The following is a 23,748-nucleotide window of genomic DNA, read 5'->3' on the forward strand; positions in this document are numbered from 1 at the left end:
GATCAGGACATTGTGCTCACTCCTTGACCGCGCCCGCGTTGGCGCCGTTGACGAAGTAGCGCTGGAAGCAGAAGAACAGCGCGGCCACCGGGACGGTGGAGAGCAGGGCCGCCGCGAGCTTCAGCGGATACTGGGTTCCGCCGCCGAGCCCGCCCGAGACGAAGCGTGCCAGGCCCGTGGTGAGCGTCTCGTACTGCCCGGACTGTGTGCTGACGAGGAAGTGCGTGAACTCGTTCCATGACCCCTGGAACGACAGGATCGTCAGGGTGATCAACGCCGGCCTGGCCATCGGCAGGACGACGGACCAGAAGATCCGGAACACACCCGCCCCGTCGACCCGCGCCGCCTCCTCGACCTCGCGCGGCACCGATTCGAAGAACTGCTTCATGATGAAGATGCCCGCCGCGTCCACCAGCAACGGCAGGATCATGCCGGTGTACGTGTCGAAGAGCCCGAAGGTGTTGAGCACCAGGAACTTCGGGATGAGCAGGGCCACACCTGGCACCGCCATCACGGCGACCACAAAGCCGAACAGTGCCGTGCGGCCCCTGAAACGCAGCCGCGCCAGCGCGTATCCCGCCATGGAGTCGAACAGCACCCGGCCCGCCGTCACCACCACCGCGATCAGAGCCGAGTTGCCCAGCCAGCGCAGGAAAGGCACCCCGTCCGCGGCCCGGCTCAGCCCGAGCAGCCGCTGGTACGCCGCCGTGGTCGGGGTGGCCGGCAGCAGGGCCAGCGGATGCGTGGCGGCGTCCGGGTCGGTCTTGAAACCGGTCACCAACTGCAGGACGAACGGCAGCAGATAGAGCAGCCCCAGCCCCAGCACCGCGGCGTACCCCACCAGCCGCCACGACAGGGGGAACCGGCCCAGGACGGGCCGGCCCCGGTCCCGGTCGCGCACATCGCGTCGGCGAGGGGAGGGCCGGGCCCCACCACGTTCGGCCGTACCGGCGGCGGTCATCGGTTCCTCCCGGTGCGTACGCCACGCTCCCGCAGCGCCCAGCGCTGGAACGCGGTCAGAACGAGGATCAGGGCGAGCAGGATGAACGCGATCGCCGAGCCCTGCCCGAAGTCCGCGTTGTCGAAGCCCGCGGAGTACGACAGGAAGGCGGGCGTGAGCGTCGTGTTGCCCGGAGTGCCCTGGCCCATCACATACACCTGGTCGAAGACCTGCCAGGTGGAGATCAGCCCCAGCGTCAGGACCAGGAACAGCACGGGACGCAGCGCGGGCAGTGTCACGTGCCACAGCAACTGACGGCGGTTGACCCCTTCCATGGCGGCCGACTCCTCCAGCTCGCGCGGGACGTTCTGGAGCGCCGCGAGGAAGATCAGCATGAACGAGCCCGAAGTGGTCCACACGGCGAGCAGGATGAGCGTGCACATCGCGACCGAGGGACCCGAGAGCCACTCGAACCACGACAGCCCCATGGCGGAGTGATCCGCCAGCATCCCGGTGGGCCGTTCGGGATCGACGATTCCCAGACCGCCAAGGATCACCGAGAGCACCCCGCGCGGGTCCGCGAACCAGTTCGGCCCCTTCACCCCGATCCAGGACAGCAGGGAATTGACGGCTCCACTGCCCTGGAAGAGAAAGAGGAAGACCGTCGAGACGGCGATGGAGCTGGTGACCGACGGGAAGAAGAACGTCGTACGGAGCGCGCCACGCCCCCGCAGCAGTCTCTGGTTGACGATCAAAGCCAGGCCCAGTGCCAGCAGGGTCTGCAGGGGGACGGTCAGCAGCACGTAATAGGCGTTGTTGCGCAGGGACGTGGCGAACAGCGTGCGGTCGAGCCCTTCCTGCGTGAGCAGGGACCGGTAGTTGTCCAGGCCGACGAAATCGGCCTGACCGGAGAACGGATTGGACTGGCCGTCCCAGTGCAGCAGGCTCACCCACAGCGCCATCAGGATGGGCAGCACCAGGAACAGTCCGAGGACGAGCACCATGGGGCTGACGAACAGCCAGCCCCATGCGCCCTCCCCGCGAAGGCCCGCGCGCCGGGTGCGAGCCTTCGCGGCCGTGCGGGGGATACCGCTCGCGCGGATCGTGCGGATGGACATGGGGGCTCAGTTGCCCTTCGCGATCGCCTGTTCGCCGTTGCGCTGCAGGTCGGCGAGGATCTTCTCCGGGTCGGCGGTGCGCAGCGACTGCAGATCGGTGTTCAACTGGCTCAGGACCTTGTCGAAGCCGGCGATCGTCACCGGGCCCTGCGCGTAGGCGTTGCCGTCCACCCAGGCCTTGGCGGCAGGCTGCTTCCCGGCGTATGTCTTGAGCGCGCTGGTCCGCGACGGCATGACACCGAACGCGTCGGCGAATTCGAGCTGCTGCTGGGCGGAGGTCAGGTACTTCACGAGGTCGACGCCCGCGTCGCGGTGCGCACTGTCGGCGGCGACGCCCCAGCAGTTGCTGAAGGCGAGCGTGGCCTGACCGGCCGGGCCCGCGGGCAGCGGCGCGATGGCGTACTTCACATCGGGGTAGTCGAGCTTCATACCGCCTTCGAGCCAGTTGCCCTCGATGGTCATGGCGGCCTTGCCCTTGCCGAGCGCCTCACCGCCCCAGCTGGTGTCCACCTGCTTGGCGAACTTCATCGAGCCCGACTTGAGCAAGGACTGGACGAAGTCGAGCCCCTTGGCGTTCTCCGGGCTGTCGGCGGTCATCGTCTTCTGGTCCGCGTCGGTGAGCCAGCCGCCCGCCTGCTTCATGAAGACCCCGAGCCGTTGGTACTCGTCGCTGGTGACCAGACCGGTGACGCCGTTGCGGGTGAGCTTGTCCGCGACGGTCTTCAGCTCCGCCCAGCTCTTGGGGTAGTCCTGCTCCGTCAGCCCCGCCTTCTTCCACAGGTCGGTGTTGACGGCGAGGCCGAGGGTGGAGGTGTCCTTCGGCAGGCAGACCAGCTTCCCGTCGTACGAGAACGAGGCGCGCAGCTGCTGGGAGAAGTCGTCGGCGTCGGGTATCCGGTCCCCGTACGCGTACAGCGAGCCGCCCTTCGCGTAGTTGGCGAACTGGTCGGAGTTGACGTAGAAGACGTCCGGCGGTTTGTGCCCGGCGAAGGACTGGGCGAGCTGCTGGTTCATGTCCTTGGCGACCTCGACCGAGACCGGGTTCCCCGACTTCTTCGCGTACGCGGCGGCTGCCGCCTTGACCGCCTGGGTCTCGGCGTCCCCCGAGGTGGCGATCAGTACAGTCAGTTCCTGTTTGCCGGTCTTGTCCTGCTCAGGCTCCTTGTCGTTGCCGAAGCCGGACGAGCAGCCGGTGGCGGCCAGCAGCGCCGCGCAGGTGGCGAGAGCGGCGACGGCCGTACGGGTTCCCATGAATTCCTCCGGGGGATAGGACTTGCGGCTCAGCTGCCCGGAAAGGGCGTGCTGTGAATCGGTGGCCCGCGGGCGGGCGAGGGGGGTTGTTCAGTCGTCCGACGGGGACGTGCTTTCACGTACGACGAGGGACGGTTCGAGCAGGACGCGTTCGGGCGGAGCGCCGTGTTCCGACATCCGGGCCAGCAGCAGCCGGACGCATTCGCGGCCGACGGCCTCCAGCGGCTGGGCGACGGTGGACAGCCCGGGGGACAGGAGCGCCGCAGTGGGGGAGTCGTCGAAGCCGATGACCGCGACATCCGTGCCCGGCACGGCCCGTCGCTCGCGCAGGGCGTGATAGCAGCCCAGCGCGAGCATGTCGCTGGCGGCGATCACGGCCGTCGCACCCGCGTCGAGCAGCGGTCCGGCGGCGGCCTGCGCGGAGGCGATGTCATCGACGCTCTGTGCCCGCCTGCCGCGCACCGGAAGGCCGTGCCGCCGCATGGCGCGCTGCCAGCCCATGGCGCGGTCGTCGCCGACCCCGGAGCCGCGCGGCCAGCCGAGGAACGCGATCCTGCGATGCCCCAGACCCACCAGGTGTTCGACCGCGGCGTCCGTGCCGGCGGCGCCGTCGACATCCACCCAGTCGCCGATCTGCCGGCCGGACCACATCCGGCCGAAGCCCACGAACGGGACATCGCGCTTCTCCAGCCAGGCCTGGCGCTGGTCGCCCCGGTCGGTGCCGCTCAGCACGAAACCGTCCACGCTGTGCAGGTCGATGAGCTCCTCGTACCCGTCGAGACCGGACCTGCCGGGGGGCGAGGCGAAGAGCAGGATCCGGTAGCCGGCCTCGTCGGCGGTCTGGGACAGGGCGTGCAGGAACCGGTCCATGACCGGGGCCGATGTGCCCGGGGCGGTGGGACGGATTCCGTACCCGATGAGCTTGCTGGAGCGGGTGCGCAGGGTCTGGGCCGCCCGGTGCGGGCGATAGCCCAGTTCGTCGATGGTGCGCCGGACCCGCTCCAGGGTCTCCGGACGCAGCAGGTCGGGCGAGTTGAGCGCGTTCGACACCGTCTGCGGAGACACTCCGGCCCGCCGGGCGACCGTGGCCAGGGTGACCGGACCGGCCTTGGGGGCTGGGGTGTTGGGGGAGCGGGGCATGAGTCTCTCCGGAACCGGGTGTACGAAAGGGTGAGTTCATTGGAGCGTTCCAAAACCGTTGTCAATGCGCTGAAGTCGTCGTTAGGGTTCTTGGAACGCTCCAATGCCTGAGAGGTTCTGCTCTGTTGGACACCACTGTCAAGACCCATGACATGACGAACTCCGGCACGGGGGCCGGCCCGTCGGCCGAAGGCCTCCAGCCCTTCCTGCATGACGCCTGTGTGACGCTGTACGCCCCGAGCTTCGCGATCTCGCAGGCGGACGGTCAGATCGACGGCGCGGTGGCGGACGGCCGGACCGGCGGTTTTGCCGACGGCTTCTACCACGGCGACAGCAGGGCACTCGCCCGGCTGACCGTCGCGGCGGACGGAATCGCGATCGCACCGGTGCGCGGAACCCTTGAGGGAGCGGACCGGGCGGCCTTCCGCGGTGTGCTGCGCGGCCTGGGCGAGGAGACGCCGGACCCGGCGGTCACCCTGCACCGGCGCCGCCGCATCACCCCCGGGCGCCTGGATGAGACCCTCGAAGTCACCAACGCCGGACGCCGGCATGTCCGGTTCCGGCTGATCGTCACGGCCGGGACGGACCTCGCCCCCATCGAGCGCGTCAAGTCCGGACACACACAGAGCCCGGTCGCCGCGACCGCCACCGGGGACGGACTCGACTGGTCCCGGGACACGTTCGCCGTACGTCTCACCAGCACCCCGGGGCCCACCGCCCTCGACCCGGCCGCCGGACGGCTGGAGTACGACATCGAACTGGCCCCCGGCTCGTCATGGACCGTCGCACTGCACTGCGACGCGACGCACGAGGGCGGCGACCAGTTCCCCGCACCCGTTGCGGACAGCCTGCCCTGGCGCACACCGGCCCTGCGCAGCGCCGACCGGCGCTTCGACCACTGGCTGAGCCAGTCGGCCGCCGACCTCGACCGGCTGCGGCTGACCGACCCGGAGCAGCCCGCCGACCAGTTCCTGGCCGCCGGGGCCCCGTGGTTCCTCACGCTCTTCGGCCGCGACTCCCTCTGGGCGGCCCGCATGCTGCTGCCGCTGGGCACCGAACTCGCCGCCGGTACGCTGCGCACACTCGCCCGCCGTCAGGGCGCGAAGACCGACCGGGAAACCGAGGAACAGCCGGGCAAGATCCTGCACGAAGTGCGCCGGGCCACCCAGAACTTCAACGAGAGCTTCGCCCTGCCGCCCAGCTACTACGGCACGGTCGACGCCACCCCGCTCTGGATCACCCTGCTGCACGACTCCTGGCGCTGGGGCCTCGCGCCCGAGCAGGTCGAAGCGCTGCTGCCGCACGCGGAGTCCGCCCTCGCCTGGATGCGCGACCACGGCGACGCGGGCGGCGACGGCTTTCTGAAGTACATCGACCACACCGGCCGGGGCCTGGCCAACCAGGGCTGGAAGGACTCGGGCGACTCCATCCGGTATCGCGACGGACGCCTCGCCGCCGCCCCGATCGCGCTCTGCGAGGTCCAGGCGTACGCCTACGAGGCGGCCCGTGGCGGCGCGGACCTGCTGCGCGCCTTCGGCCGCCCCGGCGCCGACCGTTGGGAGGAGTGGGCCGAGCGGTTGCGCGACCGTTTCCGCAAGCACTTCTGGGTGGAGGACGAGCACGGACCGTACCCGGCCGTGGCGCTCGACCGGGAGAAGAGGCCGGTGGACTCGGTCACCTCGGGCTTCGGCCATCTGCTGGGCACGGGCCTGCTCGACCACGAGGAAAGTGCCCTACTGGCCGCCAGGCTGAGCGCGCCCGACCTCGACTCGGGCCACGGCCTGCGGACCCTGAGCAGCGACTCCGTGGCCTACAACCCGTACGGCTATCACATCGGCTCCATCTGGCCGCACGACACCGCGATCGCGGTGCACGGCCTGGTCAGGGCCGGGTTCCCGGAAGCGGCCGCGTCCCTGTCCGAGGGGCTGCTGACCGCGTCGGCGGCCTTCGACGCGCGGCTTCCCGAACTGTTCGCCGGACATGGGGCGGCGACCGACGTCCGGCCCTCGCCCTATCCGGCGTCCTGCCGCCCGCAGGCCTGGGCAGCGGCCTCGTCCGTCATGGTCCTGCAGTCGGTACTGGGTCTCTCCGCCGATGTCCCCGGCGGAACGCTCACTGTCGCGCCCGGGTTTGCGGATGCGTACCGCCCGCTGACGGTCGAGGGGCTCGAAGTCGCTGGCGAGCGGCTGGAGATCTCCGTCGCCGCCGATGGCACGGCACACATCGAGGCGCCGAAGGGCCTGGCGGTGAAGAGGCAGCACACGAAGCTCCGTTGACGCGGAGCGGCTGTGTGTCGACCGGAGGAGCGGGCGGTCAGTCGCAATGTGATCGGGAAAGTCTCCGAAACCACGCCCGCGTTTGCGGCAAGGACACTTCGACGCGTGGGCCAGTCATGGCATGAGTATGGGCAGCGTCAGTTACTGCATGATCCTTGCGACCGAGGGATGTCGGAGCAGCGGGAACTCCAACATCACGGTGAGCGGATGAGCGCCCCGCCCCTGTCGCGCCGGCCGACCCACGAACAGCCGAGACACCCGCCCTTGTGGCGCGGCAGCCATGGGCCGCCGCGCCACAAGGGCTGACACGGGTCCTCGGCCGACCCGTTCCGGGTCACATCGTGCGGTCGACGAGGAACGGGAGAAGCGCGAGGATCTCACCGAGTGCGTCCGGGGCCAGCGCAACGGCTTCCAGGCTGCGGCGAGCGCTGTCCAGGTGCCGGTGCGCTTCGGCCAGCGTCGCGGAGCGCCCACCGGCCTCTTCGACGAGATCGGCTGCGCGCCGGGCGGATGCGGCGTCGAGCGGGGCGCCGGTGCCGGTTCCGAGCAGACCGGCGAGGTGCAGGGCGGCGGTGTGGTTCGTTGCCAGGGCCGCGAGAACGGGGTACGTCTTCTTCCGACGGCGCAGATCGTTGTGGACGGTCTTGCCCGTGACCTGCGGGTCTCCCCAGATCCCGAGCAGATCGTCCACGGCCTGGAACGCCACTCCGAGATGTCGACCGGCCCCGGCGAGGGCGTCGACGGTCGTGGCCGGGGCTCCGGCCAGCACTGCGCCCAGCCCCGCCGCGCAGCCGAGCAGCGCGCCGGTCTTGTGCCCGGTCATACACCGGTACTCGTGCGGCTGCACGGCTTCCGGACCGGTCCACGGCCGGGACTCGAAGAGCAGATCCTCGGCCTGACCGCGCACCAGGTCGGTCAGCGTCCCCGCCAGATGCCGAACCGCTGCCGCGCTGTGCCCGCCGGGCGCGTCGGCCAGCGTCTGCACGGCCAGTGCGAACAGAGCGTCCCCCGCGAGGATCGCCGGGCCGGTGCCGTACGTCTTCCAGACGGTGGCGCGCTGTCTGCGGGTCTCGCCGCCGTCCATGATGTCGTCGTGCAGGAGCGAGAAGACATGGATCAGTTCGACCGCGACCGCGCCGACGACAGCCTCGTCGGCGGCTCCGCCCGCGGCCTCGGCGCCGAGCAGTGTCAGCGCCTGGCGCACCCCTTTGCCCTGTGAGCCCGGGACTGGGCTGCCGTCCGTCGCGTCCCATCCCACGGCGAAGGCGGCCATCTCCGCGTGCCACGGGTGCAGCTGCCGCACGGCCTGTGCGAGCGCCGGGCGTACGAGGTCGCGGCAGCGGGCGAGGATCTGCGGTGCCGCCGGGGCCTGATGGGTTACGGGCAGTGGTGTCATCGTCGCCCGCCCTCCCCGTCCGCACCGCCACTGGACGGTTCCACGCCGAGTTCGGCGTACGCCTTGTCCACCATGGCCCGGGCGTTGAGCAGTCCGATCCGGCAGAGGGTACGGCGCAACTCGTCCAGATCGGCGGCGGTCTCGCTCCGGTCGCGGCCGAGCCGGGCGAGCGACTTGACGAGACCGAGCCGGGACAGTGCCTCGCCCCGGGGTTCGGCCATGGCGCGGAACTCGGCGAGCGCCTCCTCGTACACCTGGCGCGCCTCCTCGTAACGGCGGGCGCGGAAGAGGACGTTGGCGCGCATCTTGTGGTTGTACGCGAGTGCACTGGACAACTTCATCTCACGGCACGTGAGTTCGGCCTCCGTGAGCAGGGCCAGGGCGCGCTCCGGGTCGTCGTCCCGCAGTGAGGTGATATCGGCCATGCCCCGCAGGGCCCACGCTCGGCCGCGCCGGTCGTCCGCGTTCCCGGCCAGCTGAGCCGCTTCCTCGAACATGGCGAAGGCGCTGTCAAGTAATCCGGTGTTGCGATGGATCTGCGCGATACCCTCCAGCGCCCACACGGTGTGGCGCGCCTCGCCGCGGGCGCGCGCCTCGGCGAGCAGTTGTTCGTGCAGGGCCGCGACGGTCCGGTAGTCGCCCTGTATCCGCCCGGTCTCCGCGAGGCCGGCGAGGGAGTAGCCACGCGCGACGATGTCCCCGCCGCGTTTCCCCGTGTCGGCGGCCAGTCCCAACAGCCGGAAGGCGAGCCTGAGTTCACCGCGCTGGCGGGCAAGCGTCCCACCGCTCCACAACGCCCAGGCCATCGCCCCCAGGTCTCCTGCCGAGCGGGCGGCCCGGTAGCTGGCCTTCCACGCCCGGTCGGCCTCCTTCACATTGCCGAGCCTGCGATGTGCCTCGGCCACCGCGAGTCCGCACCGCGCCACTTCCTGTTGTGAGCCGGTGAGTTCGGCCTCCCCCAAGTGACGTACGCCTTCTGCCAGTACATCCGTGAGGGAGGAGTTCACCGACATCTTGGTGAGGGCGCCTTGGTACTCGGGCGCCAGTGCCTTGCTGTGCATGGGAGCCTTTCGCGCGTCCGGGTCTGCGGCAGGACAACTATGCACATCATGTATACACAAAGTGCATAGTTGTCCGGTGATCGAACCCGGGCGCTCGTGGGGGGTCGGACGTAGCTTGTCGCTTGCGGCGAACCGCCTTGCCGGCGAACCGCCTTGCTGTGGATCAAGACGGCAGTCGCGTGTCCGAGGTTGCTCCGCGATCAACAGAAGTCGACATTGCCCGCACGTGGCACGCGGCAGGTGGCACGGGGCGATTGGTGATCAGGGCCGGCGCAAGGTGATCCAGGGGATCGTGTCGCCCGGCAGCAGATACCGCTCGACCTGGACGAACCCGTGCTTCAGCGCGAACCGCAGTCCGTCGAGGCCGCGCGGAGGGGCCGTCGAGCGGCCCACGTCATGGACGTGCTGCCGGCCCTTGGGCGTGGCGTCACTGTCCGATCGGACAAGCGTCCCCGGCGCCTTCTGGCTAGGCTCGACGAGGGGTCGTGAACCAGATCGACGGAGGCTCCCATGACAGCGACGCTCGAACCGCGCGATGTGGCCCCGCGCCTCGCCACCGGCGCGTTCATCCTGAATTCCGGCCTGGGCAAGCTCAAGGCCGACGAGGAGACGGCACATGGAGTGCACGGCATGGCCTGCATCGCCTACCCGTTCCTCAAGAAGATCGAGGCCAAGCGATTCACCCGGTTGCTCGCCTGGTCGGAGATCGCGATCGGCGGGACCCTGCTCGCCCCTTTCGTGCCGACCCGACTGGCCGGACTGGCGCTGACCGGGTTCTCCGGCGGCCTGCTCGGTCTCTACCTGCGCGTGCCGGGGATGCGGGAGCCCGGCAGCCTGCGCCCCACCCAGAACGGCATCCCGCTGGCCAAGGACTCCTGGATGCTGGGTATCGGACTCGGCCTCCTGAGCGCGGGTACGCAATGGCCGGGTGCGGACACGCATGCATCGCGGTGCCCCTGGAGCCGGTCCCGGGGCTGACAGGCCGGCCGGGAGTGCGCGAAGGCCCACGTCAGCCGCATCCTGGCTACCCTGGAGGTGGGAAACCGGGTCCAAGCGGTGGCGGCCTGCGCAGCGTCGTACGTAACGGTGAGTGACCGCCCGGAGTGCGCGGCCCCCGGGACCCTGGTTCCGTGGTGGGGCCCGCTCCGCCCGCAGATCCAAGGAGTGATCATGAGCGAGTCAGAAGAATACCGCGGTCGCGTGAGGCAGATGCGCGCCAAGGCGAAGGACCTCAAGGACGCGGCCGAGCGCAGCACCGACCCCAAGGAACGCCAGCGCCTGAAGGACAAGGCCCGCAGGATCGAAGCGGAGAGCGACCAGGTCAGCGGGATGGCGAGCGGGGACATCTACCCCATGGAGTAGTCGCCCGGAGTGGGCGCACAACCGGCACGCGGCCCCCGAGCACCACAGCACGGGGGCCGCACGACGCCGACTTCGTGCAGTGCAGTGCCGGGCCGGGACCGGGCCGTGGGAATCCTGGCGGGGCGCGGACGTTGAACAAGGGTGTGAGTTCCGTGATCGCATCCACCCGGTTTTCCGTGCTCGACCGTTCCCGTACCCGTGAGGGGTACGACGGCCCCGAGGCGCTGCGCGACACCGTGCGCCTCGCCCAGGAGGTCGAGGCGCTGGGCTATCACCGGTTCTGGGTGTCCGAGCATCACAGCGTCCCGGGCGTCGCCGGTTCGGCGCCGACCGTGCTCGCAGCGGCCGTCGCCGCGGCGACCTCCACCATTCGGGTCGGTACGGGCGGCGTGATGCTCCCCAACCATCAACCGTTCGTGGTGGCCGAACAGTTCGGAGTGCTGGAGTCGCTCTTCCCCGGCCGGATCGACATGGGACTCGGCCGCTCGGTGGGCTTCACGGACGGCATCCGCAGGGCGCTCGGCCGGGGCAAGCCGGACGCGGAGGACTTCGCCGGGCAGCTCACCGAACTGCTCGGCTGGCTGGACGGCACGCAGCGCGCCCATCCGCAGGTTCATGCCCGACCCGCCGAGGGCCTGCGCATACCCCCGTTCGTGCTGGCCACCGGCGAGGGGGCCGGTATCGCCGCGGCGGCCGGGCTGCCGCTGGTCGTCGGAGACCTTCGCGGCAGGGAGAAGCTGCTGCGCGCAGTCGAGCGCTACCGCCGGGAATTTCGCCCCTCGTCCTGGTCCGCGGAGCCCTATGTGGTGGTGTCGGGCACGATCGCGCTCGCCGGGAGCACGGATGAGGCCCGGCGCCTTCTGATCCCCGAGGCGTGGTCGATGGCGTACTCCCGTACCCATGGCGTGTTCCCACCGCTCGCTCCGGCCGAGCGGGTCGAGGCACTGACGATGACGGACAAGGAGCGCGGCTTCTACGAGAGCGGACTGCGCGGCCACATCCAGGGCACGGAGGAGGAAGTGGTCACAGGGCTCGAAACTGCCATCAAGGAGACCAGCGCGGACGAGGTGCTGGTCACGACCAGCACCTACGACCGTGCGGCGCTGAGGGACTCCTTGCGCCGGCTGGCCCGGATCGCGGAGCCGACCCCCTGACCACAGGGCGCGGGGGCCTGCCCCCGTGACCGGAGACCGTGCGGTGCGGGGCGCGTGTCGATGGCAGGGGAGGAGCGCGGGAGCGGCCATGGTGAGGGCATGAACAGCGTTGACCTTTTGACGGACGCGTTCACGCGCGTACGGGAGACGGTGCACTCGGCGGTCGAGGGCGCGTCGCACGCCGACCTCCATGCCCGCCTCGACGACGAAGCGAACACGATCACCTGGCTGGTGTGGCACCTCACCCGCATCCAGGACGACCACGTCTCGGATGCGGCCGGTATCGAGCAGGTCTGGTTCACCCGGGACTGGGCCTCCCGCTTCGATCTGCCCTTCGCGAAGGACGACACCGGGTACGGACACAGCGCCGCAGACGTCGAGGCCGTGCAAGTGGGCTCGTCGGAACTGCTGCTCGGCTACTACGACGACGTCCATGAACAGACGCTCGGATTCATCAGTGGGCTCGACGGCAGGGCGCTGAACCGCATCGTCGACGAGGCATGGTCGCCGCCGGTCACCCTCGGGGTCCGTCTGATCAGTGTCATCTCGGACGACCTGCAGCACGCCGGCCAGGCGGCCTTCGTGCGGGGCGTGCTCGGGCGCCGGTAGAACTCGACGCGGGCGCAGGCCCGTTGCGCCGTGGGGCGGCGCGGGCGAACTCCGGCTCCCGCTCCCGCCCTTGGATTCGGGCGGTCCTTGAATGGTTCTCCAATGCCGAGGTCGCGGACCGCGCGGCCTCGGCGCCGAGGTACCACCGGCGTCTCAGGCCTTGAGTGCGACGCCGCTCACCGAGTGACCCTGCAGCGTGTCCTCCGGGTTCTGGCCGGGGTCGGGGCGCCAGGTCGACGTCCTGACGACGCCCGGCTCCACCAGGTCCAGACCGTGGAAGAAGTCGGCGATCCTTTCGGGGCTGCGCAGATGGTACGAGCTGGCCGAGTTCGCGTTGTACGAGGCGACGGCCTGGTTCAGCGAGTCACTCGTATTCGTACCGTCACTGAGGGCCAGATGGCTTCCCGGAGGCAGCGCGGCCAGCAGTCGGTCGGCCAGGGCCCACGGGTCGTCCTCGTCGGGGAGCTGCCCCATGATCCCCAGCATGGTCAGCCCGATCGGCCGGCTGAAGTCCAGCGTCTTGGCGGCCTCGGCGAGGATCGCGTCGGTGTTCCTGACGTCGGCGTCGATGTATGCGCACGCACCCTCGGGGGTGCTGGTGAGCAGGGCACGGGCATGGGTCAGGACGAGCGGGGTCGTTGTCGACGTACACGATCCTGGACTCCGGGGCCACCCGCTGGGCCACCTCGTGCGTGTTGTCGGCCGTCGGCGTCGGCAGACCCGTGCCGATGTCGAGGAACTGACGTATGCCCGCCTCCGCGGTCAGGAACCGCACCGCGCGGGAGAGGAAGGCCCGTTGGAGGCGGGCGACTGCGGCGAAGTCCGGGAACGCCGTGAGGATCATGTCGCCCATCTGATGGTCGACGGTGTAGTTGTCCTTGCCGCCCAGAAGGTAGTTCCACACGCGTGCCGAATGCGACCGGTCCGTCTGGAGCCTGTCGGCCGGTGACTGCGAAGAAGTACTCATGGCCAGATCCGCACACACCCTTCCCGCTGGTCAACAGCTACCCACTGCGCCGGATTCGGCGGTCCTCACGTCTCCGGACGGCGTGCGTCCCGCCGGCGTTCATGCGCCTTGCCGAGGACGTGTCCGGTCGTGCGGCGGCACGCGCCACAGCCGTCGTGCGGCTGTCATGTGGCTGTCATGCCGCCGTCGATGGCGAGTGCGGCCCCGGTGATGAACGTCGCTTCGTCGCTGAGGAGAAAGGCCACGAACGCCGCGATCTCGTCCGGCTGGGCTATCCGCCCGATCGGGTGCAAGGCTCCGGCCACGCGGACGGCCTCCTCCGGTGGCAGACCCATGTTGTTACGGAGGAGGGGAGTGTCGACGCCGCCGGTGACGAGCGCGTTGATGCGTACGCCGGTAGCGGCCGTGTCGAGGGCGGCCGACCGCGTGAGCCCGACGACGCCGTGCTTGGCGGCGCTGTAGGAGGCCATGCCGGCGGCTCCGGTGACTGCGAGGTTGGAAGCGTTGTTCACGATCGCACCGCCGCCGGATGCCTGAAGCACCGGCACTTGGTACTTCAGGCTGAAGAAGACGCTACTGAGGTTGAGCGCCAGGTCGGCGTTCCATGCCTTGCCGTCGATGTCGGTCAGCGGGCCGACGGCGGTGGCCGCGCCGACGTTGTTGAAGGCCCCGTCGAGGCGTCCGTGCCGGTCGACCACCTGCCGGACCAAGTCCGCGACCTCATCCTCCGCTGTCACGTCGGTGCGTACGAAGACGGCGTCTGTTCCGCCTGCACGGAGTTCGGCGGCCAGCGCGTCGCCGGCTTCCTTGCCACGGGCCGCGAGGACGACCTTTGCGCCCTCGGCGGCGACCCGCTCGGCAGCGGCACGGCCCATGCCCGAGGTGGCGCCGGTGATGAGGACGACCTTGTCTGTGAAACGTGCGGACATTGCTGACAACTCCTGGGTGTGCTTGAAAATGGGAGAGATTCAGAAGGTGATGACGAGTCGGCCGTGGACGCCACCGGCCGCGAACCGCCGGTGCGCGTCAGCGGCCTCGACGGGGGAATGGGTCTGCGCGACCCGCGGGATGAGGACGCCCGCCTCGGCGAGTTCGCGGACAAATGTGCCGCCGTCGCGGACGGCGCCGAAGAACTCGTACAGCCCAACGGCTCGCATGTCGCAACCCCTCGAGGAGTACCCAACGAATACCAGGTACGTGTTTCGTACCTGTTGTCGAGTCTCCAGAACCACCACCAACCCGACAAGAGGGCACTTTGAAGTGCGCAGGTATCCCGGCGAGAACCACTCCAGGACCGAGATCGGCCGTGATCTGTACCTGGTCGCATGGGCCGTACCTGGTCACGCTCGTATACTTACTTCCATGGCGCACCCGACCATGGAACCTGGCGGCACGGACTCCGCTCTGTGTGAACAAGGCCGTGACCTCACCCGCAACGTGCTGGAGCGGATCGGCGACAAGTGGTCCGTAGTCGTGATCTGCAAGCTCGCCGACACCACACGCGGGTTCAACGAACTGCGCCGCCTCAGCGGCCCCATCACCCAGCGGATGCTCAGCGCCACACTGCGCAGGCTCGAGCGCGACGGGCTGGTGACGCGGACCGTCCTCAACACCAAGCCCCCACGCGTCGACTACGCCCTCACCTCGCGCGGGCTCAGTCTGCTGGAAATCGTCCAAGCGCTGGCTCGGTGGGCGGAGGAGAACGCCGGCGGCATCCTGGACTCAAGAACGACCTTCGATGCCGAACATTTGTGAAGGCCCCAACTCCCACTGCGGGGCACCGGGCGCCCGCAAGGCGATGCGTATCGGCCGCTGATCGCCGTCCGCCGGGGTAGGCATGCCGCCGGTCTGCGAGTGAGCGGCGGCACACCCAACCGTGCGGCCTCGGCCGCCCGGGCCTGCGCCGGTCAGCCGCAGGCGTTTGCCTTCTCGGCGTTGTTGTAGGCGGCGGAGATCCAACTTCCGGTGGCCGGGTTCCGGAAGTAGTACGCGCCATGGTCCGACTTGCCCCGCAGGAACGTCACCGGCCGCGCCGAGTCTCCGTAGTAGACGTATTGCAGAGTGCTGTTGTAGTCGCCCCCGAACCGCAACCCGTTGTCCGCGTTCGCGAAACTCTGGACCTCGGCCCTGCCGGAATCCAGCTCGCCCCAGCTGTGATCCAGATTCCACTGACGGGTTGCCGCCTGCGTACCGGAACCGAATACGCAGTCGATGTCGCTGGTGTACCGAAGGTAGCCGTCGCTCCAGAGGATCCACTGCCACAGCCCCGCCACGTTCGTGGTGTTGCCGTAACCGATCGGCCCCTCGTCGTTCCAGTCGTTCTCGTAGCCGTTGTTGAGCCCGGGGTCCGCGTCGACATATCCCTCACCGACAGCTGACGCCGGACTGGTACCGGATGACAGGGTGAACGCAAGGGCGGCGATGACAGCCAGCGACGCCTTCTTGAACTTGGACATATGGGTCTCGTTTCCGGTAAGAGGAGTCAATCCTCGAAGCTTCCAATGGGCGAGGGCCGGCAGTTCACCGGCCGTGCCCCGTGGCAGCCGCGGGCCGCACGTCTCGCAGTTCCGCGGCGGGGCACCCGGGGCCGCGGTCGGCTGTCACCAGACCCTTACGCAGTAGTCGGCCCACTCGGCGAATGCGGCCTTGGTCTGGGATCCGGCTATGCCGTCGATGGCTCCGCGGTAGTACCCCTTGTCGCGGAGGATCTCCTGCAGTCCCTCGACGGTTTTCGGTCCCACGATCCCGTCGATCAGGCCGTCGTAGTACCAGGGGCTCATGTGTTTCTGAAGGGCCTTCCAGCTGAGGGTGCCGAGGTAGCCGTCGACTGTTCCGGCGTACCCCGAGGTGCCCTTCAGCATCCGCTGGATCCCCTTGGCCTGGGTGGTGGTCAGGCCGAGGTTGACCACCGCGCTCGCCCCGGCCTCGTCGGCGCTGACGGCCGGCCGCGCGGTCGGCACGGTGACGGCGAAGCCGGTGCTCGCGGAGGCGAGGCCGGTCGCGGCCGCCCCGATGAGGACGGTGACGCTGAGGAGTGTCCTGCTCAATGGCCTGGGTCGCATGCTCTCTCTGCCTTCCGAGTAGGGGGTGGAACCGCTTTTCGGCATACCGCCGCCCATCGCGTCGGAGCCGCCCGCAGTTGCCATTGCCGGGCTGGTTGTTGTCCAGGTGCCGCCCGGGCCCGAGAGCCACTGGCTCAAGGGCCCGGGCCTTGCCTCACGGCTGGGTCAGCGCCTGTTCGAGGACGCCGGCATACAGCTGTGCTCCCGCGATATTGGGATGGAACGACTTCATCGAGGCCGGGCCATCACTGTCCGCCTTCGAACGATCGGTGAGTACGACCCCGTTGATGGCCGGGATATTTGCCTCGCCGCTGCAGATCGCCCGCCCTTCGAAAGCGGTACGGGGATCGGCGAACTCCGCGTTGGCGAGATACTGGGAGTTCGCGGCGGCCACGGCGGCCGACATCTGGGCCGCCAACTGATCCGCGACGCCGTTCAGCCAGATCGTCTCCGCCCGGTTGACGAGCGGGCCGTCGCACGGTCCCTCCGGGTCGAGCAGCGCGGGATATCCCATCAGGATGATACGGGCGTTGGGCGCCTGCTCATGGATCGCGCGCAGCGTGGCGGTGAGACGTGGTGCGATCTCGTTCTGCAGCCAGTCGGACACCCACTCGCTCAGTCGGCCGGTGGTGCCCCCGGTCGCTTCCCCGGTGTCCGGGTCCCAGGCTTCGATGCCGGTCGGGTCGTCCTGGCAGTCATCGGTGAAGGTTCCGATGAGACAGTGCTCGATGATCGGGGCGAACCCGGAGTCGTTTCCTCCGACCGACAGAGTGACCAGCGTGGTGTTCTGGTCGAGATAGCCCTGCTCGATCTGGGGAAGCTCACTGTTCTGGCCGCGGTTCAGGATGTTGTAGTGCTGGGCACCGGAGCAGGCGATGAACTGGTAGTCCATGTCCGGGCTTCTGCTGTCCGCCATCTCGCCGATGGAGTCGGCGTACAGCGGCAGCGTGGCCACGCGGGACCATGCCTTGGTCGACCGGTGACAGGCGTTCCTCGTGGCGGGGTTGGTCTCGTCGTAGTAGTCGCTCTCGGGGTAGTAGTCGTCGCCCGCCCTGACGGTGACACCTTCCCCGGACGAGAACGAGTCGCCCATGGCCACGATCTGGTTGGCCGGCTTGCCGCCAAGTGGTTCGAAGCCAACGGCGTCCCAGGCCACGTCCTCGGTTCCGTTACCGTCCTTGGTGACGTTGGAGAGCTGTACCCGAGGTGTGTCGACGAAGTTGAACGCGCCGAGCGAGAGCCACTTGTTGGACATGACCCGCTGCGGCTTGACCCGGTTCGGACTCGTGGAATCGGTGCCGAGGACGGTGTAGTACGCCTGGCGGGTGTGGGCTCCGTGATCCGGAATGTGCACCCAGACCCGCATCCACCCCCGTGCCTCCGGACGCAGGGTCCAGGTGCCGGTCGCCTTCGGCCTGGGAGCCTCCGACGAGGGCTGCCGGTAGGTGTGCGAGAACCAGAAGTGGTTGTCGTACCCCGCGCCGAGCTGATGCAGGTCCATGCGCCCCGAGGGTGAGGGGAAGTCGAAGGAGAAGGAGCCCGCCGATGTGGAGGCCCCGCAGCTTCGTCCCGAACCGCCCATCGGGGTGACGCCCTCCGCCACGTCGTCGACGATGAGGGTTCCGGCCGGCAGTTCGGCCGTGCAGCGCGGCGGGTAGGCGGTGCCGTCGGGCTGCTCGGGATAGCTCGTGTCGAACCGGTGCAGCGGGTAGCCGCACGCACGCGCGGCCGGACCGCATTCCTTCCAGGTCGCCGGCCCGTGGTACCAGCACTTCAGGAACAGCGGGTCGTCCTCGTCCGTGGGCAGCAGACAGGGACCGTTCTCCTGCTCGTCGTCGTTCTCGATCAGGGCGGGATCGCAGTCGTTGATCAGACCGCTGCAGAACAGGCCGATCGGCGGCTTGGCATCGGTCCGGAACAGCCCGTTGAGCCATGTGGCGGGGCGGTAGCCGGCACCGAACTCGCCGGGAGCGGTCATCGCGAAGAGGGGACGCCCCGCCCAGCCGATCACCTTCTCCGGATAGGGCCAGTCCTGCGGGTGCGAGGCGTGCTCGTAGTCGTCCCGGCCGTACTCGTCCTCCAGGAAGGGAGTGCGGTTCTCCTTCCACAGCGGATTGGCCGGGTTGTTGGTCCAGCCGACGCCCCACTTACCGGAGTTGGCGGCCGCGGAGGACTGGGGGTAGTAGCCGCTGTTGTAGGCCCACAGGGCGTAGAACCAGTTCTCGATCCATTGCGGCTCGCCGTTGTTGATGACCAGTCCGTCGGCCTGCGTCTGGTTCCACTTGTCGGCGAGGATGTCCGCGCCCTTGGCGATGTTCGCCGCGTAGTCGACCGCCACCGCCTGCTGCTGCAACTCGGTCATGGTCGGCTGGCCCTTCCCGGGAAGACGCATGCCGTCGGTGACCTGGGTGACGCCGTAACCGCAGTCCGAATCCGACCAGTTGATCGCCCAGGGGTCCTCCTGATCGCCGTCGGGGCTGTAGTCGACGCCGTAGAAGTTGCCGATCAGCGGGTTCGCCGAGACGCCGGGGACGGCGTATCGGGTGGCCTGCCACATGTTGGACTCCTGCGCGGTGATGCCGAGCATGATCTGGGCGGGGATGTGCCAGCCGGCACCGCTGCCCCCGCTCAGCTCCCGCAGCGGGAACAGGCTCTGGGGCGCGTAGGAGACGTCGATCCCGGTGTTCTTCCAGTTGATCGGCCGTGACGCCCCCGAGTTGAGGTTGCCGACCACGGCCTGATCCACCGCCCACTCGATCTGACGCGGCGTCGGCTGGAAGGCCTGCAGCTTCACGTCACCCCGCGGCACCGAGCACGTCCGGTCCTGGTCGACCGGGCTCGCCGCCAGCGAGACCTCGCCCGACGCGGAGGCGCCGTCGGCCTTCGCCGGCTTCGGCAACACGGGGCTGATCGCCGTGGACGTCAACTGCGCCTCGGCGCTGCCGATCCGTACCCCTGGCAGTGCGTCGAGTTCCGTCGTCCTCCCGGTGTCCAGCGCCTTGAGGGTGATTCGCGCGGGGCGGGCCGCGAGGGCGTCCTCCTGGGAGATCCGGGAGTCCTTGCCGTCCGCCCACGCCGTGGTCAGCGCGGCGGCACCGGCACTTGAAACGCGGGCGTCCTTGTCGATCCCACCCGGGTTGCGGACCACGCCGGGCAGACTCGCCCCGGACTCGGCCCTACCGGTGACGAAGACCTGACCACCCGGGGTCCGCGCCAGGTCGAAGGCGGTCAGGTCGCCCTGGGCGAGCTGCGTGGCCTTCCCCTTGCCGTCGGCCGAGCGGACCTCGGCAGCGGTGACCCGGGAGACGGCGGCCCGGTCATCGGCCGACTCCTTCTCCTTGCCGCCGGGCAGGCGGTCGATGAACGTGACACCGCCGTCCGCGTCCGGCTTGAGCTGGAACGGTACGGCGCGTGTGTGCGCCACGGTCCGTACGGACGACCCGTCGATGCGCACGACCTGCCGGCCGCGTGCGGCCACGATCCGGCCGTCCGCCACGGGCACCGCCGAGGTGACCTGACCGGCCACCTCCGCGTTCTCGGTACGGCCGTTGCGCGCGTCGGCCGTGACCAGCCGGGTCTCGCTCCTCTCCGAGCTCAGCTCGTCGGTGAACTGCGAGAACACGGCTTGGTCCCCGGTACCGCAGCCCGGCGAGAAGTAGCCCAGGGTCGCCCGGAACGGCAGCTTGCGCACCTCACCACTGCTCAGGTCGACGATCGCGGTGAAGGCGCCGCGGCTCATCAGGTCCGGCTTGTTGGTGAAGGTCCGTGGCGCGTATGCCACCGCCGCGTACGTGCCGGATGCGGTCACGCAGGCGTTGCCGATCCAGGTGTCCGTCTCGAATCCGGGCTCGGCGAGCGAGGCGGCGGTCCGCCACGCGTAGCCGTTCTTCTCGTCGGCCACCATCACATGGAACCCGAGCGCGTCACCGGAGGTCGTGAACGCCCGGTCCTCGGACTCCTTGTAGTCCGAGCCCAGCAGTTCGGCCCGCTTGCCACCGGGGACGGCCGACGGCTTGGTACCGGCCTCCTGGCGCGGTGCCGTGGTGTCGGCCGCGCCGGGAGGCGCGGTCTCCTTCGCGGACGCCGGCGACGTCCCGAGACCACCGGAGGCCACGGCGAGCAGCAGCCCCATGATCACGGGCACACGCGCGTGCCTGAATATCCTGCGTCTCAACTTCCTGTCCTCACTGTGCGGGGAAACGCCTCGGACCAGGGCGTGCGAACGCCGGTGAGGACAGCGGTGGCTTGCGGCCTCCGAGTCCCACCGCGCAGGGTCAGCCGCCAGGAACAAAGCAGGTCGCGAAGGGGTCGTACTTTGCCGTTTCCCACAGATTCGAGCCCACACCCGCCTCAGGGTTCTCGAAGCGGTAGGCACCACCAGAGGTACGTACGAACGTGACGGCGCGCGCTTGACCGAAGTAGGTGACCTCGCCCGTGCTTCCCCGGAGGTGGTTGTCCGCGATACTGAAGGTCTGGCTGCCTACGGCCCCGTCTGCCCCCAGACCCCATCTCGCCTGCAGTTTCTTCGTTGCGTAGGTGGTGTTGGCGCCGAAATCGCAGTCAATGTCCGCATAGTCGTAAACCGTGCCGTTCTGTTCTGTGGCGCCCTCTGCCCACAGGACGTACTGCCAGAGACCGACCGCGTTGGAAATCTGGTACTTGCTGCCCGACCAAAGAGGGCCCTCGTCCCCCCAGTCATCGGTGATCGTGCCGGTGCCGAAGACGTACCCCTGCGAGATACTCGCCGACGCAGGGCTTGCGCTCAGCGCCGTCACGCCCAGGGCGGCACACGCGCCAAGTGCGGCCAAACCCCTCCTGATGGACATACGTTCTCCTCATCTTTCAGAGCGGGAGGCGGTGGGATCGTCTGCCTCGAACCCGTACGACGGGCACAGTAGTCCGGCCCGGTCGCTGAGCGTGCCGGTCGTTCGCCCCACAAGGAGCGACCCCGATGCCAAGGGGCGCTCTACCTTGTTCGTCGGTCAACTACCCTTGTTTCCATGCGGTATGGGGGATCCGAGGGGGACAGGTATGGAACCGCTGAGCCGGTGGACGGCCCCAGGTCCAGCGAGCGCCTGCTGCTCCTGACCGTCGAGCGGTACGGGGTGTGGCTCCGGTCCACCGTGGTCTGTCTGTGCAGCGCGCTGGGCATCGTCTCGGCGGACGTGGCGGAGATTCCCCTGGCGATGTCTCTGCTGGTGCCCGCTCTCCTCGCCTGCGGTGCGCGCCTCTACTCGCTGCGCCGCCCGCTCCCGTTCGCCCCGCTGTGGACGCTGGACGCGGCCGTGGTGGTGCTGACGGGGCTGTCTCAGCCGGTGCTCGGCGGCGACGGCGCGGATGTGATGGTGGAGGCGATTGTCGGCATCAGCGTCATTACCTTCCAGCAGGAGTGGGCGGCGCGCCCCATGGCCGGCGCCACCCTGGCCGCGCTCGGGGCCGGCGTCTGCGCGCTCGGCGACGTCCTCTCCTCCTCCGGGAACAGCCCGGAGTCGGCCCCACTGGTGCGCCTGCTTTTCGAGGCGGGCCTGTCCAGGGCCGCCTATCTCATCGTTCGTACGCGCGCCAGAGCGGCCGACCGATCCGCTGCGGCCAGGGCGGCGTCGCGCCGTGAGGCCGATGTCGCGGCCGCCCGGCGGGCGACCGAGCGCGAGTACCTGGCGACCCTGCACGACACGGCGAGCGCGACGCTGCTGATGGTCTCCCAGGGCGACGGCCGGGACTGGTCGTGGCTGCCTCCGCGTGCCAGGCAGGATCTGGAGGCGCTGTCCGCCATGCCCGGATTCGAGACGGGGAGCGTCGACCTCGCGGAGCTTCTCGGCTGCGTGCCCGGAGGTCGCGAGGGTGAGGGACAGGCCAGGGTGCGGCTCAGGACGCGCATCGACGGCCCACTCGCGATTCCGTCCGGCCCTGGACTCGCGATATTCAAGGGGGTCCGGGAGGCCGTCACCAACGTGGCACGCCATGCCGGAGTGCGGGAAGCGGAGCTCAGGGCATGGGTGGAGGAGGACGACGCCGTCGTCGAACTGTCCGACGCGGGACGGGGCTTCGACCCGGAGTCCGTCCCCGCACGGCGCCGGGGCATCTCCAACTCCATCATCGGCAGGATGCACGAGGTCGGCGGCTCCGCCACGATCACCTCACATCCGGGCACCGGGACCCGCGTGCAGTGGCGCTGGCACGCCCGGTCCCGGGCGCCACAGCCGGGGGACGGAGCGCAGACGAAGGGTGAGCCGCAGGCGCCCCGCGCCCCGGCACAGCACGCGGCCGTCATCCGCCTCATCCGCGGGCAGCTGCTCCACGGGGCCCAACTGGCCGCGCTGCTGATCAGCCTGCTGTCGCAGTTCACCCTCTCGCTGCAGCAGCTCACGGCCTACCAGGGCGTGTACCGCCCCGCATGGGCACAGACGGCAGCCTTCGTCTGCCTCGTCGTCGTCGCGATTACCGGGGCCACCTATCTGCTGCGTGGCAGGCGGATCCCGCCGAGGGTGCGCTGGTGGGGCCTGTGCTCGGTGCTGGCCGTTTCGGCAATATGCGCGTTCACGCTCCCGCCGGAGCAGTCGACAGGTGCGCCGGACTGGGCGTTCGGAGTGGTCGGCTGGCATGCGCTGTTCCTGCTGGCAGACCTGCGGGTCAGGGTGTTCGCGGCGTTCCTCGGGGCGCATGTGGGGCTCAACGCGACCGCTGTGTCCCTGTCCGGGGCGCCGACCATCGCCCAGTGGGCCACCATGGGGATCTCCACGATAGGCAGCTGCGGCTTCCAGCTCTCCGTCGGTGTACTGATGACGTACCTGCTCCACGGTACGGCACCGGCGGCGGGGACCGCGGCCGCGCGGGAGGAGGAACTGCGTACCCGGGAACGTATCCACGAGGACATGCAGCGTGATCACAAGGAGCGCTACCGCGCCCTGACGGCGACGACCGTGCCGCTGCTCGTGGGCCTTGGCCATGGTGTGCTGAGCCCGCACGATGAGGAGGTGAGGCTGCGGTGCGGCGTGGAAGCCGCCCGTATGCGCCGCCTGTTCGCGGAGAGCGATGCCGTCTTGGACCCGCTGCTGAACGAGTTGCGGGCGTGCGTGGAGGTGGCCGAGCACCAGGGGGTGACGGTGAGCCTGGCTGTACGAGGGCAGCCGGGTGAGGTGCCTGTGGAGGTACGCAGGGAGTTGGCCGACCCGGTGGCGGTGATTCTGGGCCGTACCCGCTCGACCGCGCGGGTGACTGTCGTGTGGACACCCCGCGCGGTACGTGTGAGCGTGGTCAGCGAGGACTGCGCCGACGGCCCTGGCACGGCAGAGGTCGCTCAGGCGCACGGCCGTGCCACGGACGCGAATGTGACCGTGGCCAGAACGGCGCGCGGCGGAAGTGTGTGGGTGGAGGCCGGCTGGAGACGACCGGCGGCCTCCGGGAGTTGACCT

At 69.4% G+C, this 23,748-nt stretch carries 20 protein-coding genes and 2 pseudogenes; 8 read left to right on the plus strand and 14 right to left on the minus strand.

What is annotated here, in order from left to right; translation table 11 throughout:
* Window positions 1-16 precede the first annotated feature (16 nt).
* From OG507_RS38540 to OG507_RS38555, 4 genes are all read right to left on the minus strand, one after another.
* Window positions 17-961: a carbohydrate ABC transporter permease gene (locus OG507_RS38540; RefSeq protein ID WP_327371747.1), complete on the minus strand. Its 945-nt coding sequence runs from the start codon at window positions 959-961 to the stop codon at window positions 17-19.
* Complete coding sequence (locus OG507_RS38545) at window positions 958-2,058, minus strand: carbohydrate ABC transporter permease (RefSeq protein WP_327371748.1); 1,101 nt, start codon at window positions 2,056-2,058, stop codon at window positions 958-960. The genes OG507_RS38540 and OG507_RS38545 overlap by 4 nt, the downstream gene beginning before the upstream one ends.
* A 6-nt stretch (window positions 2,059-2,064) precedes the next feature.
* Window positions 2,065-3,309, minus strand: a complete 1,245-nt coding sequence (locus tag OG507_RS38550) for a sugar ABC transporter substrate-binding protein (RefSeq protein ID WP_327371749.1) — start codon at window positions 3,307-3,309, stop codon at window positions 2,065-2,067.
* A gap of 90 nt (window positions 3,310-3,399) precedes the next feature.
* Window positions 3,400-4,449, minus strand: coding sequence for a LacI family DNA-binding transcriptional regulator (locus OG507_RS38555; RefSeq protein WP_327371750.1), 1,050 nt, complete (start codon window positions 4,447-4,449; stop codon window positions 3,400-3,402).
* A 125-nt stretch (window positions 4,450-4,574) separates the two neighbouring features.
* Here OG507_RS38555 and OG507_RS38560 point away from each other — a divergent pair, with 125 nt between their 5' ends.
* A complete protein-coding gene (locus OG507_RS38560) occupies window positions 4,575-6,725 on the plus strand; it encodes an amylo-alpha-1,6-glucosidase (RefSeq protein ID WP_327371751.1) in 2,151 nt (716 codons plus the stop codon).
* Window positions 6,726-6,807: 82 nt separating this feature from the next.
* Window positions 6,808-6,936: a glycoside hydrolase family 11 protein gene (locus OG507_RS38565; RefSeq protein ID WP_442811078.1), complete on the plus strand. Its 129-nt coding sequence runs from the start codon at window positions 6,808-6,810 to the stop codon at window positions 6,934-6,936.
* Window positions 6,937-7,059: 123 nt separating this feature from the next.
* Here the strand turns inward: OG507_RS38565 and OG507_RS38570 are convergent, their stop codons facing one another.
* From OG507_RS38570 to OG507_RS38580, 3 genes and pseudogenes are all read right to left on the minus strand, one after another.
* Window positions 7,060-8,121: a polyprenyl synthetase family protein gene (locus OG507_RS38570; RefSeq protein ID WP_327371752.1), complete on the minus strand. Its 1,062-nt coding sequence runs from the start codon at window positions 8,119-8,121 to the stop codon at window positions 7,060-7,062.
* A complete protein-coding gene (locus OG507_RS38575; RefSeq protein WP_327371753.1) occupies window positions 8,118-9,182 on the minus strand; it encodes a tetratricopeptide repeat protein in 1,065 nt (354 codons plus the stop codon). Before OG507_RS38575 ends, OG507_RS38570 begins: the two co-directional genes overlap by 4 nt.
* 261 nt (window positions 9,183-9,443) lie before the next feature.
* Window positions 9,444-9,542, minus strand: a pseudogene (locus OG507_RS38580) (GNAT family N-acetyltransferase); the annotation flags it as partial.
* Between the two features lie 150 nt (window positions 9,543-9,692).
* Here OG507_RS38580 and OG507_RS38585 point away from each other — a divergent pair.
* From OG507_RS38585 to OG507_RS38600, 4 genes are all read left to right on the plus strand, one after another.
* Window positions 9,693-10,160 carry a hypothetical protein gene (locus OG507_RS38585; protein WP_327371755.1) on the plus strand — a complete coding sequence of 156 codons (468 nt, stop codon included), beginning with the start codon at window positions 9,693-9,695 and terminating at the stop codon, window positions 10,158-10,160.
* A gap of 192 nt (window positions 10,161-10,352) precedes the next feature.
* Window positions 10,353-10,544 (plus strand): DUF6381 family protein, encoded by a 192-nt coding sequence (locus OG507_RS38590; RefSeq protein WP_327371756.1) that lies wholly within the window; start codon window positions 10,353-10,355, stop codon window positions 10,542-10,544.
* A 143-nt stretch (window positions 10,545-10,687) separates the two neighbouring features.
* Window positions 10,688-11,698, plus strand: coding sequence for an MsnO8 family LLM class oxidoreductase (locus OG507_RS38595; protein ID WP_327371758.1), 1,011 nt, complete (start codon window positions 10,688-10,690; stop codon window positions 11,696-11,698).
* Window positions 11,699-11,797: 99 nt separating this feature from the next.
* On the plus strand, window positions 11,798-12,307 hold the full coding sequence (locus tag OG507_RS38600; protein ID WP_327371759.1) for a mycothiol transferase: 510 nt from the start codon (window positions 11,798-11,800) through the stop codon (window positions 12,305-12,307).
* Window positions 12,308-12,460: 153 nt separating this feature from the next.
* On the opposite strand, the pseudogene OG507_RS38605 reads toward OG507_RS38600, so the two are convergent.
* The 3 genes and pseudogenes from OG507_RS38605 to OG507_RS38615 form a co-directional block, all read right to left on the minus strand.
* Window positions 12,461-13,274: pseudogene (locus OG507_RS38605) on the minus strand (SAM-dependent methyltransferase).
* 164 nt (window positions 13,275-13,438) lie between these two features.
* Window positions 13,439-14,203, minus strand: coding sequence for an SDR family oxidoreductase (locus OG507_RS38610; protein WP_327371760.1), 765 nt, complete (start codon window positions 14,201-14,203; stop codon window positions 13,439-13,441).
* A 39-nt stretch (window positions 14,204-14,242) separates the two neighbouring features.
* A complete protein-coding gene (locus OG507_RS38615; protein WP_327371761.1) occupies window positions 14,243-14,431 on the minus strand; it encodes a hypothetical protein in 189 nt (62 codons plus the stop codon).
* Window positions 14,432-14,636: 205 nt separating this feature from the next.
* Here OG507_RS38615 and OG507_RS38620 point away from each other — a divergent pair, with 205 nt between their 5' ends.
* The gene (locus OG507_RS38620) at window positions 14,637-15,029 is read left to right on the plus strand and encodes a winged helix-turn-helix transcriptional regulator (RefSeq protein ID WP_327371762.1); all 393 of its coding nucleotides are present in this window, start codon (window positions 14,637-14,639) and stop codon (window positions 15,027-15,029) included.
* A 152-nt stretch (window positions 15,030-15,181) separates the two neighbouring features.
* Here the strand turns inward: OG507_RS38620 and OG507_RS38625 are convergent, their stop codons facing one another.
* The 4 genes from OG507_RS38625 to OG507_RS38640 form a co-directional block, all read right to left on the minus strand.
* Entirely contained in the window at window positions 15,182-15,730 is a 549-nt protein-coding gene (locus OG507_RS38625) for a hypothetical protein (protein ID WP_327371763.1), read from the minus strand.
* A gap of 144 nt (window positions 15,731-15,874) precedes the next feature.
* A complete protein-coding gene (locus OG507_RS38630; protein ID WP_327371764.1) occupies window positions 15,875-16,336 on the minus strand; it encodes a peptidoglycan-binding domain-containing protein in 462 nt (153 codons plus the stop codon).
* Window positions 16,337-16,490: 154 nt separating this feature from the next.
* A complete protein-coding gene (locus tag OG507_RS38635) occupies window positions 16,491-20,510 on the minus strand; it encodes an SGNH/GDSL hydrolase family protein (protein ID WP_327371765.1) in 4,020 nt (1,339 codons plus the stop codon).
* Between the two features lie 100 nt (window positions 20,511-20,610).
* Window positions 20,611-21,162, minus strand: a complete 552-nt coding sequence (locus OG507_RS38640; RefSeq protein ID WP_327371766.1) for a peptidoglycan-binding domain-containing protein — start codon at window positions 21,160-21,162, stop codon at window positions 20,611-20,613.
* 222 nt (window positions 21,163-21,384) lie between these two features.
* Between OG507_RS38640 and OG507_RS38645 the strand changes: the two genes are divergently transcribed.
* Window positions 21,385-23,745 carry a sensor histidine kinase gene (locus OG507_RS38645; protein ID WP_327371767.1) on the plus strand — a complete coding sequence of 787 codons (2,361 nt, stop codon included), beginning with the start codon at window positions 21,385-21,387 and terminating at the stop codon, window positions 23,743-23,745.
* The last annotated feature ends 3 nt before the right edge of the window (window positions 23,746-23,748 follow it).

This window comes from Streptomyces sp. NBC_01217 (assembly GCF_035994185.1).
GTDB lineage: Bacteria > Actinomycetota > Actinomycetes > Streptomycetales > Streptomycetaceae > Streptomyces.